This window comes from Pedobacter sp. Leaf41 (genome assembly GCF_001422545.1).
Classification (GTDB): Bacteria; Bacteroidota; Bacteroidia; order Sphingobacteriales; family Sphingobacteriaceae; genus Pedobacter.
Window position 1 is genome coordinate 589,212 of record NZ_LMLE01000001.1, and the last position, 18,201, is coordinate 607,412.

Annotated in this window: 18 protein-coding genes; 12 read left to right on the top strand and 6 right to left on the bottom strand. The window is 36.7% G+C overall.

Features of this window, described 5'->3' with window-relative positions; translation table 11 throughout:
- Position 1 precedes the first annotated feature (1 nt).
- The 10 genes from secY to ASE92_RS02690 all read left to right on the top strand — a co-directional run bounded on the left by secY (position 2) and on the right by ASE92_RS02690 (position 6,981).
- Positions 2 to 1,342 (top strand): preprotein translocase subunit SecY, encoded by a 1,341-nt coding sequence (gene secY / locus ASE92_RS02650; protein ID WP_056848533.1) that lies wholly within the window; start codon positions 2 to 4, stop codon positions 1,340 to 1,342.
- Positions 1,343 to 1,442: 100 nt separating this feature from the next.
- Positions 1,443 to 2,228, top strand: a complete 786-nt coding sequence (map, locus tag ASE92_RS02655; RefSeq protein ID WP_056848534.1) for a type I methionyl aminopeptidase — start codon at positions 1,443 to 1,445, stop codon at positions 2,226 to 2,228.
- A gap of 71 nt (positions 2,229 to 2,299) precedes the next feature.
- Entirely contained in the window at positions 2,300 to 2,518 is a 219-nt protein-coding gene (gene infA, locus ASE92_RS02660; RefSeq protein WP_010599888.1) for a translation initiation factor IF-1, read from the top strand.
- Position 2,519: 1 nt separating this feature from the next.
- The gene (rpmJ, locus tag ASE92_RS20675) at positions 2,520 to 2,636 is read left to right on the top strand and encodes a 50S ribosomal protein L36 (protein WP_010599887.1); all 117 of its coding nucleotides are present in this window, start codon (positions 2,520 to 2,522) and stop codon (positions 2,634 to 2,636) included.
- 70 nt (positions 2,637 to 2,706) lie between these two features.
- Positions 2,707 to 3,084 carry a 30S ribosomal protein S13 gene (rpsM, locus tag ASE92_RS02665; protein WP_010599886.1) on the top strand — a complete coding sequence of 126 codons (378 nt, stop codon included), beginning with the start codon at positions 2,707 to 2,709 and terminating at the stop codon, positions 3,082 to 3,084.
- Between the two features lie 152 nt (positions 3,085 to 3,236).
- A complete protein-coding gene (gene rpsK / locus ASE92_RS02670; RefSeq protein ID WP_010599885.1) occupies positions 3,237 to 3,626 on the top strand; it encodes a 30S ribosomal protein S11 in 390 nt (129 codons plus the stop codon).
- A gap of 61 nt (positions 3,627 to 3,687) precedes the next feature.
- Positions 3,688 to 4,296 carry a 30S ribosomal protein S4 gene (rpsD, locus tag ASE92_RS02675; protein ID WP_056848535.1) on the top strand — a complete coding sequence of 203 codons (609 nt, stop codon included), beginning with the start codon at positions 3,688 to 3,690 and terminating at the stop codon, positions 4,294 to 4,296.
- An 85-nt stretch (positions 4,297 to 4,381) separates the two neighbouring features.
- Positions 4,382 to 5,374: a DNA-directed RNA polymerase subunit alpha gene (locus ASE92_RS02680; RefSeq protein WP_056848536.1), complete on the top strand. Its 993-nt coding sequence runs from the start codon at positions 4,382 to 4,384 to the stop codon at positions 5,372 to 5,374.
- Between the two features lie 118 nt (positions 5,375 to 5,492).
- Positions 5,493 to 6,026: a 50S ribosomal protein L17 gene (rplQ, locus tag ASE92_RS02685; protein ID WP_056848537.1), complete on the top strand. Its 534-nt coding sequence runs from the start codon at positions 5,493 to 5,495 to the stop codon at positions 6,024 to 6,026.
- Between the two features lie 85 nt (positions 6,027 to 6,111).
- Complete coding sequence (locus ASE92_RS02690) at positions 6,112 to 6,981, top strand: glycoside hydrolase domain-containing protein (RefSeq protein WP_056848538.1); 870 nt, start codon at positions 6,112 to 6,114, stop codon at positions 6,979 to 6,981.
- Here ASE92_RS02690 and ASE92_RS02695 read toward each other — a convergent pair whose 3' ends face one another.
- From ASE92_RS02695 to ASE92_RS02705, 3 genes are all read right to left on the bottom strand, one after another.
- Entirely contained in the window at positions 6,982 to 8,400 is a 1,419-nt protein-coding gene (locus ASE92_RS02695) for a TlpA disulfide reductase family protein (RefSeq protein WP_056848539.1), read from the bottom strand. It abuts the gene before it with no gap.
- 76 nt (positions 8,401 to 8,476) lie between these two features.
- Complete coding sequence (locus tag ASE92_RS02700; protein ID WP_056848540.1) at positions 8,477 to 9,109, bottom strand: gluconate 2-dehydrogenase subunit 3 family protein; 633 nt, start codon at positions 9,107 to 9,109, stop codon at positions 8,477 to 8,479.
- Between the two features lie 11 nt (positions 9,110 to 9,120).
- Positions 9,121 to 10,857, bottom strand: a complete 1,737-nt coding sequence (locus ASE92_RS02705) for a GMC oxidoreductase (RefSeq protein ID WP_056848541.1) — start codon at positions 10,855 to 10,857, stop codon at positions 9,121 to 9,123.
- Positions 10,858 to 11,137: 280 nt separating this feature from the next.
- Between ASE92_RS02705 and ASE92_RS02710 the strand changes: the two genes are divergently transcribed.
- Complete coding sequence (locus ASE92_RS02710; protein ID WP_056848542.1) at positions 11,138 to 12,325, top strand: SAM-dependent methyltransferase; 1,188 nt, start codon at positions 11,138 to 11,140, stop codon at positions 12,323 to 12,325.
- Between the two features lie 232 nt (positions 12,326 to 12,557).
- On the opposite strand, the gene ASE92_RS02715 is transcribed toward ASE92_RS02710, so the two are convergent.
- Complete coding sequence (locus ASE92_RS02715; protein WP_056849256.1) at positions 12,558 to 12,920, bottom strand: DUF1304 domain-containing protein; 363 nt, start codon at positions 12,918 to 12,920, stop codon at positions 12,558 to 12,560.
- An 801-nt stretch (positions 12,921 to 13,721) separates the two neighbouring features.
- On the opposite strand from ASE92_RS02715, the gene dnaK reads away from it, so the two are divergent.
- A complete protein-coding gene (dnaK, locus tag ASE92_RS02720) occupies positions 13,722 to 15,626 on the top strand; it encodes a molecular chaperone DnaK (protein WP_056848543.1) in 1,905 nt (634 codons plus the stop codon).
- A gap of 561 nt (positions 15,627 to 16,187) precedes the next feature.
- Here dnaK and ASE92_RS02725 read toward each other — a convergent pair.
- Both ASE92_RS02725 and ASE92_RS02730 read right to left on the bottom strand, forming a co-directional pair.
- A complete protein-coding gene (locus ASE92_RS02725; RefSeq protein ID WP_056848544.1) occupies positions 16,188 to 17,264 on the bottom strand; it encodes a phosphotransferase enzyme family protein in 1,077 nt (358 codons plus the stop codon).
- Positions 17,255 to 18,154 (bottom strand): sugar phosphate nucleotidyltransferase, encoded by a 900-nt coding sequence (locus ASE92_RS02730; RefSeq protein ID WP_056848545.1) that lies wholly within the window; start codon positions 18,152 to 18,154, stop codon positions 17,255 to 17,257. The genes ASE92_RS02725 and ASE92_RS02730 overlap by 10 nt, the downstream gene beginning before the upstream one ends.
- Positions 18,155 to 18,201 lie beyond the last annotated feature (47 nt).

The window sequence follows — 18,201 nt, forward strand, 5'->3', positions numbered from 1 at the left end:
AATGAAGAAGCTATTTACTACTTTAAGTAATATCTGGAAAATTGAAGAATTAAAAGAGCGTATATTGTTTACGCTCTTAATTCTTTTGGTATACCGTTTTGTATCTCACGTGGTTTTACCAGGTGTAGATCCAACTGCTTTAGGCGCTAACGAAAAATCAGGACTTTTAGGCATTCTGGATATGTTTGCCGGAGGTTCGTTCTCTCGTGTGTCTATTTTAGCATTGGGGGTAATGCCTTATATCTCTGCATCCATTGTGGTGCAACTATTGGGTATTGCTGTTCCTTCTTTCCAAAAAATGCAGAAAGAAGGCGAAAGTGGTAGAAAGAAAATGAACCAGATCACTCGTTACCTTACGGTAGCGATTACAATCGTTCAATCTGTAGGTTACGTTAAAACGCAGGTTCCAGCAGAAGCTATTTTATTACCAAATACTTTATTTTTAGTGTTATCTACGTTTGTATTAACAGCAGGTACATTATTTGTAATGTGGTTAGGTGAAAAAATAACTGATAAAGGTATTGGTAACGGTACTTCACTAATCATTATGGTTGGTATTATTGCTCGTTTACCTATTGCAATTTCTCAAGAGTTTAGTGCACGTGTAGGTTCTGCCAGTGAAGGTGGAGGCCCGGTTGCCTTAGTTTTAGAGATTGTTGCCTTATTTGCAGTGGTAATGTTTACCATTCTAATTGTGCAAGGTGTACGTAAGGTACCAGTGCAATACGCAAAGAAAATTGTTGGTAACCGCCAGTTTGGTGGTGTTCGTCAATACATTCCATTAAAAGTAAATGCTGCCGGTGTTATGCCGATCATTTTTGCTCAGGCTTTGATGTTTATTCCAGGTGCTTTAACTCAATTTGTTCCTTCATTGCAAGGTTCATGGTTAATTCAGTTTAGCAATACTACTTCATTAGCTTATAGCTTAACTTTCGCTTTTTTAATTATCGCATTTACTTTCTTCTATACTGCTATTACAGTAAATCCAACTCAAATGAGTGACGATATGAAGAAAAATGGTGGTTTTATTCCTGGCGTTAAACCGGGCTTTGCAACATCGACTTTCATTGATGATGTAATTTCTAAAATCACTTTTCCAGGGGCGGTATTTTTAGCGATTATTGCTATACTACCTTCAATTGCCGTAAAATTTGGTATTAAACAAGAATTTGCTCATTTCTTTGGGGGTACATCACTATTGATTTTAGTAGGTGTTGTTTTAGATACCCTACAACAAATTGAGAGTTATTTATTGATGCGTCATTACGATGGATTAATGAAAACTGGTAGAGTTACCGGCAGAACAGGCGTGCCTGCTGCAAGTAGCAACGCAGCTTTGTAGGCTGGGCGAAATTGAATATAAAATTTTGAATGATAGAATGAGTGAATGGCCCATCAGCTCTTCACTCATTTACAATTTAAGCATTCGAAACTTAAAATGAATGTCTAAAATCTATTACAAGTCTCTTGAAGAGATTGAGTTAATAATAGAAAGTTCAATGCTTGTTTCAAAAACCTTGGCTGAAGTGGCAAAGGTAATCAAAGCAGGCATCACCACTTTAGCCTTAGATAAGCTGGCATTTGAGTTTATTAATGATCATGGTGCGATACCTGCATTTTTAAATTATAATGGCTTTCCTTACTCTTTATGCATATCGCCAAACGAACAAGTTGTTCATGGTTTCCCGAGCGAATACATCATACGAGAGGGTGATTTAATTTCGGTGGATTGTGGTGTGATCAAAAACGGATACTTTGGCGATTCGGCTTATACATTTTCTATAGGAAATGTTGATGCCGAAAAACAGAAGTTAGTTGAGGTAACCAAACATTGCCTTGATTTAGCGATCGAAAAGGCGGCAAGCGGAATGCGTGTTGGAGATATCGGCTTTGCTGTTCAGCAACATGCGGAAGCTCACGGTTTTGGTGTGGTAAGAGAGTTAGTAGGGCATGGTGTTGGGGTAAAGCTTCACGAAAAACCAGAGGTCCCTAATTATGGGAAACGCGGTGTTGGTCCGAAACTGGAGGAAGGTTTAGTGATTGCTATTGAACCGATGATCAATGCCGGTGTTGCTGGAGTACTATTTCACAATGATGGATGGACGGTCACTAGTAAAGACAATAAACCATCAGCACATTTTGAACACACCGTGTCGATAAAAAAGGGCAAAGCAGACGTTTTATCAACGTTTTCATTAATTGAAGAAGTTTTACAACAAAAAAAATAAATAATTAAAATTTTTTATTTAATTTTGCAACCCTGTTTAGAAGCAGCTAATTAAGTAACAATCAACAAAATATGGCTAAACAAGCCTCAATTGAACAAGACGGAGTAATAAGAGAAGCATTATCGAATGCGATGTTCCGAGTAGAACTTGAGAACGGACACGAGATTATTGCTCATATTTCAGGAAAGATGCGGATGCACTACATCAAAATTCTTCCTGGTGACAAAGTAAAACTGGAAATGTCGCCTTATGATTTAACAAAAGGGCGCATAACCTATAGATACAAATAAAATGAAAGTTAGATCATCAATTAAAAAACGTAGCGCTGATTGCAAGATTATTCGCCGTAAAGGTAAACTTTACGTTATTAACAAGAAAAATCCGAAATACAAGCAACGTCAAGGGTAATTAAAAAACATTGTAATGTACCGCACAACGGTGGCCCGCCGTTCGGAATTACTTCAAAAGATAAATAAATATGGCAAGGATTTCAGGTATTGATTTACCAAGAAACAAAAGAGGAGAGATTGGTTTAACTTATATCTATGGTATTGGAAGAACTACTGCACAACGTATTTTAACTACTGCAGGTATCGATCTAAACAAAAAAGTGCAAGATTGGTCTGATGATGAGTTATCAGCAATCCGTACAATGATTAACGATGAAATTAAAGTAGAAGGTGCTTTAAGATCAGAGGTTCAATTAAACATTAAACGTTTAATGGATATTGGTTGTTACCGTGGTTTACGTCACAGAAAAGGTTTGCCTTCTCGTGGTCAGCGTACTAAAAACAACTCACGTACTCGTAAGGGTAAGAGAAAAACAGTTGCTAACAAGAAAAAAGCTACTAAGTAATAGATAGATAGGAGATGTGAGGTTTTAGATGTGAGCATCATGTCTATTTAATCTGCTCAAATCTGGAACAAAAGATAAAAAGTAGGATACTGAGTATCGGGGTAGAGAAAGTCTCATATCTCAAGTCTCATATCTAAAATCTAAAAGATAACATGGCTAAGAGTAAAAAAGTAACAAAAAAACGTATCGTTGTAATTGAGCCTGTTGGTCAGGCACATATCAATGCTACTTTCAACAACATCATCGTTACGTTAACCAACAACAACGGACAGACTATTTCATGGTCTTCTGCTGGTAAAATGGGCTTTAAAGGTTCTAAAAAGAACACACCTTATGCAGCTGGTCAAGCAGCTTCAGATTGCGGTAAAGTTGCATTTGATTTAGGTTTACGTAAAGTTGAAGTTTTTGTAAAAGGTCCTGGTTCAGGTCGTGAATCTGCAATCAGAACTTTGCAAGTAGCAGGTATAGAAGTAACATCTATTAAAGATATTACTCCACTTCCTCACAACGGATGTCGTCCTCCTAAAAAGAGAAGAGTTTAATTAATTTTAAAGCTAAGAATCTTCAGTTAAAGGCTGAATGGTACTTTAAAAACAGAAAAAAATGGCAAGATATACAGGCCCAAAATCAAAAATCGCCCGTAAATTCAGAGAACCAATCTTCGGTCCTGATAAGGTGTTAGACAGAAAAAATTATCCTCCTGGCCAACATGGCGTTTCAAAAAGAAGAGGAAAACAATCTGAGTATGCAATCCAGTTAATGGAGAAACAAAAAGTAAAATATACTTATGGTGTATTAGAAAAGCAGTTCAGTAACTTGTTTAAAAAAGCATCTTCTCGTGCTGGTATTACAGGTGATAACTTACTTCAATTATTAGAAGCACGTTTAGATAACACAGTTTACCGTTTAGGTATTGCAACAACCCGTTCTGGTGCACGCCAGTTAGTTAGCCATAAACACGTAACTGTGAATGGTGAAGTTGTAAATATCCCTTCATATCAGTTAAAAGCTGGTGATGTTGTTGCGGTTCGTGAGAAATCAAAATCATTAGAATCAATTAGTAACTCAGTTGCAGGCAGAACAATTAATAAGTTCTCTTGGTTAGAGTGGAATGCTGGTGAATTAACTGGTAAATTCTTAACCTACCCACAACGTGATGAAATTCCTGAAAACATTAAGGAAAACTTAATCATCGAGTTATACTCAAAGTAATAAATAAGATAGTTAATTACCTCGAAAGGGTAATTAACTTTTTTCTTGTTACTATATATTCAATAACGAATTTAAAAAATTATAAATGGCAATTTTAGCATTTCAGAAACCTGATAAAGTGATCATGCAGAAATCAACAGATTTCGATGGCACATTTGAATTTCGTCCTTTAGAGCCCGGTTTCGGTGTAACAATTGGTAATGCCTTAAGAAGAATATTACTTTCTTCATTAGAAGGTTATGCTATTACTACTATTCGTTTTTCAGGCGTTTCGCATGAGTTTTCTACCATGAAAGGTGTTGTAGAAGATTTAACTGATATCATCTTAAACTTAAAACAAGTTCGTTTTAAGAAAACTGGTGATTCTGGTGATGCTGAAAAAGTATTCATCATTGTTAACGGCCAAGATCAATTCAAAGCTGGTGATATCACTAAATTCTCTAACAACTTTACAGTTTTAAATCCTGAGCATGTGATTTGCAACATGGACAAATCTGTAACTTTAGAAGTGGAATTAACCATCAATAAAGGACGTGGTTATGTACCTGCTGAAGAAAATAAAGTTGCTGATGCTGTTGTAGGTGTTATCGCGATCGATTCGATCTACACACCAATGAAAAACGTTAAATACACAATTGAAAACTTCCGTGTTGAACAAAAAACGGATTATGAGAAATTGGTATTAGATATTTCTACTGATGGTTCAATTCATCCAGAAGAAGCATTAAAAGAAGCGGCTAAGATTCTTATCCAACACTTTATGTTATTCTCTGATGAGAACTTGGTATTAGAATCTCAAGCAAAAGAAGAAACTAAAGAAGTGGATGAGGAAATTTTACACATGCGTAAAATCCTTAAAACGGAATTGGTAGATATGGATCTTTCAGTTAGAGCATTAAACTGCTTAAAAGCTGCTGATATCCGTACTTTAGCTGATTTAGTATCTTACGATGTTGCTGATATGTTAAAATTCAGAAACTTCGGTAAAAAATCTTTAACAGAGATTCAAGAACTAGTAAAATCTAAAGGTTTATCTTTCGGTATGAACCTGTCTAAATTTAAATTAGACGAAGAATAAAAATAGTCTAGAGTTCGGAGTCATTAGTCTTGAGTCCAAACTCTTCTATAAATATAATAATATTCACTGTGTATAATTCCCTCTGAGACAGAGACGGTATACACTTTATAAAAAAACAATGAGACACGGTAAAAAAGTAAACCACTTAGGTAGAACTGCAAGTCACAGAAAAGCGATGTTAGCCAATATGGCATCATCACTTATTTTGCACAAAAGAATTACAACAACTTTAGCTAAAGCAAAAGCTTTACGTACTTATGTTGAGCCAATTATCACTAAATCAAAAAGTGATACTACTCACTCACGTCGTACTGTATTCGCTTACTTACAAGATAAAGAGGTAGTAACTATTTTATTCCGCGAAATTGCTGAAAAGGTTGCAAACCGTCCAGGTGGTTACACTCGTATCATTAAATTAAACAACCGTTTAGGTGATAACGCTGAGATGGCTTTAATTGAATTGGTAGATTATAACGAAGTTTACGGTAAAGATGTAGAGGCTAAAGAAGAGAAGAAAACTACTCGTCGTGGTAGAAGTAAAACCGCTGCTGCTCCTAAAGCTGGTGAAGCGAAAGCTGAAACTGCTGAAGAAGTTGCTCCAGAAGCTACTACTGAAGAAGCAGCTGCTACTGAAGAACCAAAAGGAGAATAGTTTTCTCTGCTTTAAAATTTTAAAAAGTCCTGTTCGAAAGAGCAGGACTTTTTTGTTTATATTGGATTTTAATTTAACTCGTAAAATGTGCAGGTCATTCTTCATTATTCTACTTTTTTTGAGCTTTTCAAGTATCGCTCAGCAGAAAGTAATTTTTGTTACTGATAAAGTTATATCTATTTCTGGTAGAAAATTTGAAATCAATGCTGATGGTTTTCCAAAGCAAATCCAATCCTACTATGATTCTGATTTAAAAGCTTTTGGTGATAAATCCACCAACTTGCTTTATGAACCCATACATTTTCATCTGTTTACATCTTCTAAAATACAGGAGAAGCTAGTTGCGAACACATTTAATGTATTATCCGAAAATAAAAATTTCATCTCCTGGGATGCTACAAGCTCTTCTGCCAATATGTTGCAGCATGTACAGGGTGTAATTACTGTAGATGGGATTGCTAAGTTTCATGTAGAACTGAAAGCTTTAAATGATATTAACTTTTCAAATATTAACTTCCATATTCCATTTGAAAAAAATGCCTCAAAGTACTTAGTGGGATTAGGAAACGACCGAGATATAAGACCAGATACCGTAAAGTGGAGCTGGAAAATGGTTGATAAAGTTAAGCCAGAAGTTTTAATTGGAAATGATAACGCGGCGCTATTTTTAAGTTTTGATCAGCATAAAAGTGTAGATAGCCAGCATATTAGAAATGGCTGGACAAATGAAAATAAAGATGTATTGCAAATTAATATCAAGGGAAGTTCAATGCTTACTGATTTCTCTACAGGATTAGTGAAGTGTAAGAAAGGCGAAATATTGGTTTTTGATTTTATGATATTAGTATCACCAATGAATATTAGAGACGGCAGGAAAAAATTAGAGAAAAGATTTAATGCCTATAAAAGGGAGGTAATGAACTCTCACCTTCTCTCTAAAAAAGGTAAACCATGATCAATTAATATAATCAGCTATATATTTTTGCCAGTCTACACCAAAGGGGATTACCACATATTTTCCTTGCGGACTAACCAAAAATTTCGATGGCCATGAAGCGACTTTGTAGGCACTTTCTATTTGATTATCTGACATAGCAACGGGAAAAGTATAACTAAACTCTTTCATGTAAGCCCTTACAGCCTGTTCGTTGTCATTACTTGCAATAGTGATGATGTTTAGGTTTTGCAATCTGCCATCTTGGGTTTTTTGGTAAGTGCTCTGCAAATCGGGATGCTCTTTCCTACATGGTGAACACCAGGTACCCCAAAAGTCTACTAATGTCCATTGATTACTGTTGTTTACCATCTGATATAAGCTTCCATCCAATTTCGCCAACGAAAATAAAGGGGCAATTTTGCCGTATTTATTAAATTCTGTTAACCAATATTCACCAAACTTGCCAGGTTCTTTGTATAAGGCCTTGGCACCCGCCTTATATTTTGGATCTTTCATAGACATGGCCATAACCATTTTAAGCTTGTCGTCATCGCTTGCTATCGTAGCTAAATAGTCTTCTTCGAAAGAATATTTCTCTTTGTCAAAAAGAAAAAACATATCGTAAAAATAGGCTGATTTAACGGTGTTGTCTATAGCATCAGGGCTGAATTCAGAAGCCAATTTTAAGGACTTAATTTGATCGGCTTTATTTACCGTGTTGCCTGCAGAAATAAAATTAATGGCGGCAAACATGTATCTATACCATGCCCGGTCCATTTTTTCTTCTCGCGACAGCTCGTTTTGTGTAGAGTGAGTACTTATATATTGGTTTAGATTATCGTAAATCAAATCTTGTAATTTAACCGCCAGAGGCTTCAGCTGATCACTCTTATTCATTATACCCGAAATCATCAAACCGTATCTTGCTTTCCTTTGATTGTAAAAGTCAGAATCTTCATTTAGGTAGGATAGATATTCGTTACCTATTTTTTGTAGTTCGATGGCATTGTCTTTATTTTTCATGGCTTCAACCCATTTCCAAATAGGATAGATATTTTCCTTGATCTGCTTATTTACACTTTTTTTTGTTTTGTCGAGAATGATGTAAGCATTAGATTGCTGTTCAGCAAACTTACGTCGGGCAGAATCTAAAGTAATGTTGGATTTTTTAAGGTGAGCAAGAAATTCGGGATCTTTCAATAACTCTTCTCTTGATCCGAGCATAAAACTTTGAGCAAAACTGTTGTGCAACAAATCATCCGTTGCATTTGATTCAAGCATTGCCAAATTGGTTAGAAAGTAAATCGCTGAATCAGGATTTGTTTTTTTTGTGCGTTGGAAACCATTAAAATAGTTAGCATATTGGCTAGGGCTATTCTGTGCAAATACACCGTAGGTTATGCACACAAGGAAAGATAATAGGGTTAATTTTTTCATTTTTTTGATTGCGGTTATTTAGCGTATTAAATTAAAGAAGCCAGAATTGGGTTTCTGGCTTCACTGAAGAGGAAAATTAAACTTTTACATTTTCCATTCCATATTGTTTTAATACATCAGCTGGTACACCAGTCCATTGGTTTGGTGCATTACCTGCATAACCAATATCTTTTACACCGATTTCTGTAGTGTAAAAACCAGAAGCCGTTAAGCTTCTCATTCGGTTAAAAAAAGTAACGCCGGCCTGAACTTCGGGCTTTGCTTTTTTGGGATAAGCAATTTCATCGACTATCGAAATTTGCTGATCTGCAGAAGCATCTACAAAAGATTTGCTAAATTTATTAAAGCAATAAACGTCCAGCCATTTTAAGCCACCACGCATAGGCACTTTATGTTCGGGGATATCTTTTACAATAAATTCAATAAACTCTGGCACTTTGGCATCAGAGGCACTTCCCGAGACATCATCTTTAGGAATTATAATATCTGCTAAAACAGTTATGGTTGCCATTTCATGTTTAGTGAAATAAGTTTCCGCTTTTAGTTCTTTATCCCGGTCTATTTCCCACTGTTCACGCCCAGCCTCTGCTTTCGTTTCTTGTGGAATAGGCTTGTCGCCGGTGTTTTCGGGTTGCTTGCAGGCTTCTAATAACACTGCAGTACTTACTGCTGTTAAGCCAATTGCTTTTAGGGAATCACGTCTGTTCATGTTGTAATTCTTTAAATGTTTTGTTTTTTCTTTTGCGCTAAAATGTACTCTGCCGTACGCATGGAGAGCGCAAGGATAGTCCAGGTTGCGTTTTTATCACCTTGTTGTACAAATGGACCGGCATCAACAACAAAAAGATTCTTGCAATCGTGTGCCTGGCAATATTTGTTCAGTGCAGATTTTTTCGGGTCATCGCCCATGCGGATAGTACCCACTTCGTGAATGATTTTTCCAGGAGGTAACAAACCATAATTGGTTTCTGGCCCCTGAATTTCTGACGTAACCACTCCACCCATTTCTTTCATCATGTGTAAGAAAGTATCTTGCATGTGTTTAGCTTGTAAAATTTCTTCTTTGGCCCATTTGTAGTGAAACCTGAGAACAGGAATTCCAAATTTATCGACAGCATTGGGATCAATTTCGCAATAGTTATCTTCCCTGGCTATGGCGGTTCCTCGGCCTGCCATACCAACGGTGGTTCCATAAAAGCGACGGTAATCATCTTTTAATGATTTTCCGTAGCCGCCGGCATCTTTCATTTTTCCATCTCTACCTGGAACCATGCCATTCATTTGCGTTACGCCGCCACCGAAACCGTAAGCTGGCATACCCATACCGCCCCAATACTCGATATGGTATCCCCGAGGAAAATTGAGTTTTTTATTATCCAGCCACCATGGTGAATAGATATGCACACTTCCTAAACCATCCTCATTATAACGTTTTCTATCCATTAACTGCGGAAGGAAACCTGAAACGCTTACGCCGGTAGAATCGTGAAGGTATTTACCTACAATTCCACTGCTATTTGCCAAGCCATTAGGATGTGACGGAGATTTCGAATTCAATAAAATACGGGCAGATTCGCAAGCACTGGCACCGAGAATGACCATTTTTCCATTTACCTGATACTCTTGTAAATCTTTTCTGTTTACATAAGAAACACCTTTGGCCGATCCATCTTTATCAGTGATTACTTCGCGAACCATCGCATCGGTAATTACAGTGAGGTTCCCTGTTTTTACAGCCGGAATAACCAAGCAAGAAGATGAAGAGAAATCGCCATAAACCTTACAACTTCGGCCACACTGGCCACAATAAAAACATGGAGCTCTATCGCTGTTGTTCGGTAATGGTTCTGTTAATACCGATCCACGGCCAGCAATCACTTTAACCCCTGCTTTATCAGCTCCTTTTTTGATAAACAATTCCGTTAACCTTGGTTTTGGGGGTTTCATAAAGATACCATCAGGCTCGTTTGGTAGCCCTTCTTTTGTACCGTAAATGCCAATCAAACGATCAACTTTATCGTAAAATGGTTTAACATCGTCGTAGGTAATTGGCCAATCATCTGTTAAACCATCTTTTGCCTGAAAATCCAGAGGACCCATTCTGAGCGATATTCTTCCCCAGTGATTCGTTCTGCCGCCAAGCATTCGAGATCTGAACCATTCAAATTCCGTTTTATCTTTGGTAGTGTAGGGTTCTCCTTCCAATTCCCAGCCACCATATGAAGCATCAAAATCGCCAAACGGACGGACCGTACTTGCTCCTCTTCGTGGAGATTCCCAAGGCCACTTAAGTTGATGGGCATCTATTCTTGGATCGAAATATTGCCCTGCCTCAAGCATTAAAACTTTTTGTCCGGCATTGGCTAAAACGTATGCCGCCATCCCACCACCAGCTCCAGATCCTACAATAATAGCATCATACACCGTTGGCGATTTTTTTATTTGAAATTCACTCATTTGTTTTGGTTAGAATTAAATGATATCCTAATCTAAAGCTAATTTCTAGGAAATAAAACTAATTATTGAATTTAGATGATTTGTGTGTAAACTTCATTTTAGTATGAAGTAAATCGTATTAGGAAAATATTTTGCTTCATTTGATTGGAGACGGATATTTGATATCATACTTAATCACATAACGAAGTATTAAGCTAAAATAGTCGCTTCATTGTTACATTATTTACACCTCTCTATTCTCCAAATAAAATGAATTACCTTTGTGGTTTAATAATTATAGATGGTATTTTCAGAACAGATTGAACAATTTACTTCCGCTTTAAATTTAAGCTTATCTTCTAAAAACTTTGTGAAAGTTTCCCTAGGTAATTACAAAGGAAATGAAGAAGCGCTAAAGCAAATTCTGGTTCGCCCGGTTTTGATTAAACGAGAAAGTAAATTGGCTTTCACATTTCGGTACAAAACCCGTGATGTGGTGAAGAATCTCAATTTGAATGAGGGTATTAATTTAATTTCTGAATACCTGACAACCGGTTTTAAAATCGGAACGCTTTTTACCACCGAGAGAGACTTAATTCTTGAAGAGTTGAATAATGGTAAAATTGTTCTGAGAGAAACGAAACCTTCAACTAAAGAAGTTCCAACAGAGAATCATGATAAAGAGAAATCGAGATTGATAAAACCAGAGTCAAAACCTTATTTAACAGAACTAAAGATTACTGATATTGATGGAAAGGTTTTTAAAAATGCACAGGACAAGTTCCGTCAGATTAACCATTACGTTGAAACTTTAAGTTCGTTAATTAAGGAATTACCTGAGGGAACCATTAAAAAAGTTGCTGATATGGGCTCGGGTAAAGGTTATTTAACTTTTGCCTTGTATGATTATTTACATTCAGTTTTAAAATTAAATTCTGAAGTTGTAGGAGTAGAGTATCGCCAGGATATGGTTGATTTGTGTAATTCAGTTGCCAAGAAATCTGCTTTCGATCAGCTTAATTTTGTTCAGGGAACCATTGAAGATTACAACGCCGAAGATGTGAATTTGCTCATTGCACTCCATGCTTGTGATACAGCTACTGATGATGCGATATATAAAGGCATTAAAGCCAACGCTGAATTAATTGTTGTTGCACCATGTTGCCATAAACAAATCAGAAGAGAAATTGAGCAAAACAAAGTGAAAAACGATGTTTCATTTTTAACGAAGTACGGCATCTTCTTAGAACGTCAGGCTGAAATGGTGACCGATGGTATTCGTGCTTTGATTTTGGAATACTTCGGTTATAAAACGAAAGTTTTCGAATTTATTTCTGATGCGCATACGCCAAAGAATGTACTGGTTGTTGGGATTAAGAGTAAGGATAAAGGAGGAAAGAATAAAGAAGAAATCATCGAGAAAATTAGAGCAAGTAAAGCTTACTTTGGAATTGGTTATCATCATTTGGAGCGACTTTTACAGCTATAAGATTTTTTCCTACTTCGTCATTGCGAGGGAGGAAGCAATCTTAATGCATTCGCTATTAAAACCCATACTATCAAGATTGCTTCGTGCCTCGCAATGACGACCGTTTTAACGAACTTTTTATTCAAGAGCTTGTTCAGAAAAAAATGACCATATAAGAAATGTGAGAAAATATAAGCCGAGCACTTAAATGGAACTTAAATATCTTATATGGTTAGATGGCGATGTTATTAAATTATCTCAAATGCAATAGAATCATGGCTACCAATGCTGGAATAGATTGTACATAAAGAATTTTCTTACTCGCTGTTGTGGCGCCATAAATGCCCGCAATGATTACACAGGTTAAGAAAAATATCGCTACATATAATTTCCAGTGATGATCGGTAATGCAGAGCGACCAGATTAAACCGGCAGCCAAAAAACCATTATATAAGCCTTGGTTTGCGGCCAGGGTTTTTGTTTTTGGGAATAATTCTTCAGGGATGCTTTTGAAAACTTTTGGGGCTTTGGTTGTCCAGGCGAACATTTCCAGCCATAGAATGTAAATGTGAATGGCGGCCACCAGGCCAATGATGATTTGTGCTGCTAATTGCATGATAATTTGATTTGGTAATTGAAGGTACAATAAATTCTGTCTTGGCCAGACAGGCTTTTTTCTTTTTCTTGATAATAAGAAACAAAAACCGAGCTTTTCTGCGAGCTCATGAATACCGTTAAAAAAAATAGACACTAATGAATAATCAACGCTTTTGAAGCTTTGTAGTAAATTCTCGATAAATCTAAAGGCGTAATCCTAAGCCGTGTGGAGGTTTGTTGTAGTTGAAAATTTGTATAACACTCGTAGGATTTCTTGTTTCAGTGGTTCATGGATGAAACTGCAATAGAGATTTATTGGTATTTACTTTAAAATCTTCTGATGCCAATCCTCGCTACTTTGAAAGTTAGTGAGCCGGCTTGTAATGTTTTCTGCCAACTTTAGTTTGTGTTTTTAACCAAACTTTCATATCAGTTGAAAGTTAATTATCAAACCATAATACTCCCCTCGTTATTTTCAAGGAGGGGGCGGGGATGGTTATTACGTCCCCAAAAGCTAAAAACTGCGTTCATAAACCCGATGGCAGCGAACACGGAGTGCAACGAAGTAAAGCGGACAGCGGGGCAGGAGCTTTCGAAGAACTACTACTGTTCGTTTTCAAACTATTTAAATTGTCTTTAACTTTAGTCTTTCAGCTTTACACTTCTAGCTTACTTCTGTCATGCTGTCAGTAATAAAAGGCATCTTTTTTTACATTTTATCAGTCTTTTAGCGATAATTTCTGCCAAAACCCAATTGGCACAAGCATTGTTTAATAGCTGTAGAAATTATAATACTTTAAAAAGAGAAAACAAAAATACAATGGGAAAAATTATTGGAATAGACTTAGGAACAACAAACTCTTGCGTGAGCGTAATGGAGGGCAATGAGCCTGTAGTTATCGCGAACAGTGAGGGTAAACGTACTACACCGTCTATTGTTGCTTTTGCAGAAAACGGTGAGCGTAAAGTTGGCGAGCCTGCTAAACGTCAGGCTATAACCAACCCAACAAAAACGATATATTCGATTAAACGCTTTATGGGTAACAGCTACGACGAAAGTGCGAAAGAAGCTGGACGTGTACCTTATAAAGTTGTTAAAGGTGATAACAACACACCTCGTGTAGAAATCGACGACAGAAAATATACTCCACAGGAGATTTCTGCAATGATTCTACAAAAAATGAAAAAAACTGCTGAAGATTTCTTGGGTCAGGAAGTTACTGAAGCAGTTATTACTGTGCCAGCTTACTTTAATGATGCACAACGCCAGGCTACGAAAGAAGCAGGTGAAATTGCAGGTTTAACTGTAAAACGTATCATTAATGAGCCAACTGCAGCTGCTTTAGCTTATGGTTTAGATAAAGCACACAAAGACATGAAAATTGTTGTGTTCGATTGCGGTGGTGGTACACATGACGTTTCAGTTTTAGAATTAGGTGATGGCGTTTTCGAAGTAAAATCTACTGATGGTGATACACACTTAGGTGGTGATGACTTTGACCACATTATTATCGATTGGTTAACTGAAGAGTTTAAATCAGAAAACAGCATGGACCTTGCGAAAGATCCAATGGCATTACAACGTTTAAAAGAAGCTGCTGAGAAAGCTAAAATTGAATTATCAAGCACAACTTCTACTGAAATTAACTTGCCATATATTACTGCTGATGCTAGCGGCCCTAAACACTTAGTACGTACATTATCTCGTGCTAAATTTGAGCAATTAGCTGATAGCTTAATCAAGCGTACTATCGAGCCTTGTAAATCTGCATTGAAAAATGCTGGTTTAAGCACAAGCGATATCGATGAAATTATTTTAGTAGGTGGTTCAACTCGTATCCCTGCAATTCAGGATGCTGTTAAAGCTTTCTTCGGCAAAGAGCCAAGTAAAGGCGTTAACCCTGATGAGGTTGTAGCAATTGGTGCTGCTATTCAAGGTGGTGTGTTAACTGGTGATGTGAAAGATGTATTGTTATTAGACGTTACACCTTTATCATTAGGCATCGAAACTATGGGTGGTGTAATGACTAAATTAATCGAGTCGAACACAACTATCCCAACTAAAAAATCGGAAACTTTCTCAACTGCAGCTGATAACCAGCCTTCAGTAGAAATCCACATTTTACAAGGTGAGCGCCCAATGGCTGGACAAAACCGTACAATTGGTCGTTTCATTTTAGATGGTATTCCACCAGCACCTCGTGGTGTGCCTCAAGTAGAAGTATCTTTTGATATCGATGCGAACGGTATTTTACACGTAAGTGCTAAAGATAAAGCTACTGGTAAAGAGCAAAAAATCCGTATCGAAGCATCTTCAGGTTTAACTGATGCTGAGATCAAAAAAATGAAAGAAGAAGCTGAAGCTAATGCAGCAGATGATGCTAAGCAAAAAGAAGAAGCTGATAAAATCAATGGTGCTGATGCTTTAATCTTCTCTACTGAGAAACAATTGAAAGAGTTTGGTGATAAATTATCTGCTGATAAAAAAGCGCCAATCGAAGCTGGTTTAGAGAAATTAAAAGCAGCACACTTATCTCGTAACTTCGCCGATATCGATGCAGCTTCTGCTGAATTGCAAGCAGCATGGAACGTAGCTTCTGAGGAAATGTACAAAGATGGCGGTCAGCCTCAAGGTGGTGAGCAACCACAAGCTGATGGTCAGCCTCAAGGTGGCGGTGATAACGTTACTGATGTTGATTTCGAAGAAGTAAAGGAAGAGAAATAAGTCTTTGAGTCTTCAGTCCTGAGTCGAAAGTCTTGGGCGTATAAAATTAAAGCGTTTCTGATTAAGTTCAGAAGCGCTTTTTTAATTTTAAAGATTCACCATATAAGGAATGTAAGGAAATATAAGACTTTGAGCTTATATGTTGCTGGAATGTCTTATATGGTTTAAGTGAATTTGAAAATGAACGGTTGGGTGCTTTTCGGAAGCTGTGATCCTGTCATTCGCTGCAATCTTTATAAACTTCTGTCATGCTGAGGCATGAAGCATCCCTGCCTACCGAAGGCAGGTGTTTCATAAGTGGGAAATGCTTCGTGCCTACCATTGAAGTTATTATTTCCTTCTTTGCGAAATCGATTTTTCATCGATTGAAACAATCTCATTTGTTGTATTATTTATCAAATGAGATTGCTTCGCACCTCGCAAGGACGACCGTTGTTAGCATAATTAATATTGATTTTTATGGAATAAATTAACCCTCAGCATTGACAGTTTATTCAGCGTTGCTGAATTAAAAAGTATTTTCGCTATTGTCGGGTGTACAAAGGATGGTTTGCTTGCAGCCTAAACTAAATGTTCTTCAATAACATCCTGTAAGTCTTTCTGGTTTAGGGATAATTCGCTTAATAGCTTAAATTGATTTTTTGTTCTATCTAAGTTTTGTGTAGGGTATGAGATAGGATAATATACGTTTCCATTGAGGTAATCGGTCAAAAATCTCAAGGCTTGCATATATATAATATACTTTCCTGAAAATAAAATGAGTTCTTTCTCAGTCTCAGTAAGGATGCTTTTCATTTCAGATAAATAGCCCTTAACCATGGCTTCAAAATAAGGGAGTCTGATTTTAATTCTGCTTAAATCAGTTTCATTTTCCGAATAAGCACAAAGATAAGTACGCATCATATCGCCTAAGTCGGAAATGAATTTCCCAGGCATAATGGTATCGAGGTCGATTACGCAGACACCGATATAAGTTTCGGCATCTAAAAGTACGTTGCTTATTTTTGTATCGTGATGCATTACACGATCAGGAAAGTCGCTACGATGCGTGTAGGAATTGTAATAATCAAGAATATAGCGGTGATGGAGCGCACTTTCTATTTCTAGCTTTGCCAAGCCTTTAAATTGTTTGCTGGTTTGGTTCAAAGCCAGCATAAATTGCTCATAACGCAAACCCAAATCATGAAAGCCTGGTATGGTAGGTTTAATTGAGGTGGTATTGAAATTATTTAATAACCTGCTTAATTTTCCAAATTGTTTTGCTGCTTCATAAGCTTGTTTCGGATCGCTTAACACGTCAAGCGAAACAGTATCAGAAACAAATGGCAACATCCTCCAATATTCGTTCTGAATCAAAGCCATTTCTTCGCCACTTTGGGTAGAAATTGGTTTAATAAATAGATAATCTTTATAATTTTTTGATAAATAATCGGCTATTGCTTTTAGATTATTCGCAATTGCTTGTGGATTTTTAAAAACCGAAGTATTAATGTTTTGAAGGATATACTTTTTGTCTTCCGATAGGGGCGAAAGCAAATAAGTACGGTTAATTAAACCCGTACCTATTTGTGTTATTTGAATATTTTCTTTGGTATATCCGTATGCGCTTAAAACTTGGGAGTCTAAATCTAGCTCCATAATTTAGTCGGATATGTTCCGTTTTTAACCAATTGATCAATTGAATCCTGAACAAAAGGTTTATCTTCCTTATAGGTTACGCCAAACCATTTGTTAGAAGTTGGTACTACTTTAAAAGTTGCGGTATTACTTTTAACCAGGTTTTCGCCAATTAAAGGAATAAAAAATTCTGCTTTAGGTTTATCTTTGTTTGCCTTTGCAAACTCAACAAACAATTCTTCAGTAATTTTGAAAACAGCAGGAGTAAAGCCCCAGAAGTTCATCGAAACTGGTGTGCTAAAATCTAATGGGAATTCTTCTCCATCTTCCTCATAGAAAATTTTCCCATCTTTAGGGTAAACTTTTGTACGTTCCACAATTTCGGTTAAGTTGCCCGATTCATCTACTTTACAAACTCCTCTTGATACGGCCCCAAACTCAGAAAGTGTTTTTCCTATTTCATAACCAATGATTGAGAAATTGCTATCTGTAGCCTCGGTATTTAAAAAGTCAGCCATCTTTTTGAAAGCATCAAAACCATAATAGTCATCAGCGTTAATTACGCAAAATGGCTCTTTAACTGCTTCTCTGCCTGATAAAATAGCATGTGCTGTTCCCCAAGGCTTTTCTCTGTAAATTTCTTCCTCGATACCAAATTGCTTTAAATCAAAGTTTTGAAAAACATAGTCTGTTTCAATTTTTCCTTGTAGTTTAGGTTCGAAAATAGCTTTGAAATTTTCTACAAATTCTTCTTTAATGATAAATACAACTTTACCAAAGCCAGCGTTAATAGCATCGTAGATTGAATAATCGATAATGGTTTCGCCATTCGGGCCAAAGCCATCAATTTGTTTCATACTTCCATAACGGCTTGCCATTCCAGCTGCCAGTATTAATAAGGTAGGTTTCATTCTTTATCTTTTTTTATGAGCTAATCAATCTCTTTCGCTACAATTAA

Bases quoted from the DNA above. Each gene is read 5' to 3' on its own strand.
- secY (WP_056848533.1), top strand. From the start codon at position 2: ATGAAGAAGCTATTTACTACTTTAAGTAATATCTGGAAAATTGAAGAA.
- map (WP_056848534.1), top strand. From the start codon at position 1,443: ATGTCTAAAATCTATTACAAGTCTCTTGAAGAGATTGAGTTAATAATA.
- infA (WP_010599888.1), top strand. From the start codon at position 2,300: ATGGCTAAACAAGCCTCAATTGAACAAGACGGAGTAATAAGAGAAGCA.
- rpmJ (WP_010599887.1), top strand. From the start codon at position 2,520: ATGAAAGTTAGATCATCAATTAAAAAACGTAGCGCTGATTGCAAGATT.
- rpsM (WP_010599886.1), top strand. From the start codon at position 2,707: ATGGCAAGGATTTCAGGTATTGATTTACCAAGAAACAAAAGAGGAGAG.
- rpsK (WP_010599885.1), top strand. From the start codon at position 3,237: ATGGCTAAGAGTAAAAAAGTAACAAAAAAACGTATCGTTGTAATTGAG.
- rpsD (WP_056848535.1), top strand. From the start codon at position 3,688: ATGGCAAGATATACAGGCCCAAAATCAAAAATCGCCCGTAAATTCAGA.
- ASE92_RS02680 (WP_056848536.1), top strand. From the start codon at position 4,382: ATGGCAATTTTAGCATTTCAGAAACCTGATAAAGTGATCATGCAGAAA.
- rplQ (WP_056848537.1), top strand. From the start codon at position 5,493: ATGAGACACGGTAAAAAAGTAAACCACTTAGGTAGAACTGCAAGTCAC.
- ASE92_RS02690 (WP_056848538.1), top strand. From the start codon at position 6,112: ATGTGCAGGTCATTCTTCATTATTCTACTTTTTTTGAGCTTTTCAAGT.
- ASE92_RS02695 (WP_056848539.1), bottom strand. From the start codon at position 8,400: ATGAAAAAATTAACCCTATTATCTTTCCTTGTGTGCATAACCTACGGT.
- ASE92_RS02700 (WP_056848540.1), bottom strand. From the start codon at position 9,109: ATGAACAGACGTGATTCCCTAAAAGCAATTGGCTTAACAGCAGTAAGT.
- ASE92_RS02705 (WP_056848541.1), bottom strand. From the start codon at position 10,857: ATGAGTGAATTTCAAATAAAAAAATCGCCAACGGTGTATGATGCTATT.
- ASE92_RS02710 (WP_056848542.1), top strand. From the start codon at position 11,138: ATGGTATTTTCAGAACAGATTGAACAATTTACTTCCGCTTTAAATTTA.
- ASE92_RS02715 (WP_056849256.1), bottom strand. From the start codon at position 12,920: ATGCAATTAGCAGCACAAATCATCATTGGCCTGGTGGCCGCCATTCAC.
- dnaK (WP_056848543.1), top strand. From the start codon at position 13,722: ATGGGAAAAATTATTGGAATAGACTTAGGAACAACAAACTCTTGCGTG.
- ASE92_RS02725 (WP_056848544.1), bottom strand. From the start codon at position 17,264: ATGGAGCTAGATTTAGACTCCCAAGTTTTAAGCGCATACGGATATACC.
- ASE92_RS02730 (WP_056848545.1), bottom strand. From the start codon at position 18,154: ATGAAACCTACCTTATTAATACTGGCAGCTGGAATGGCAAGCCGTTAT.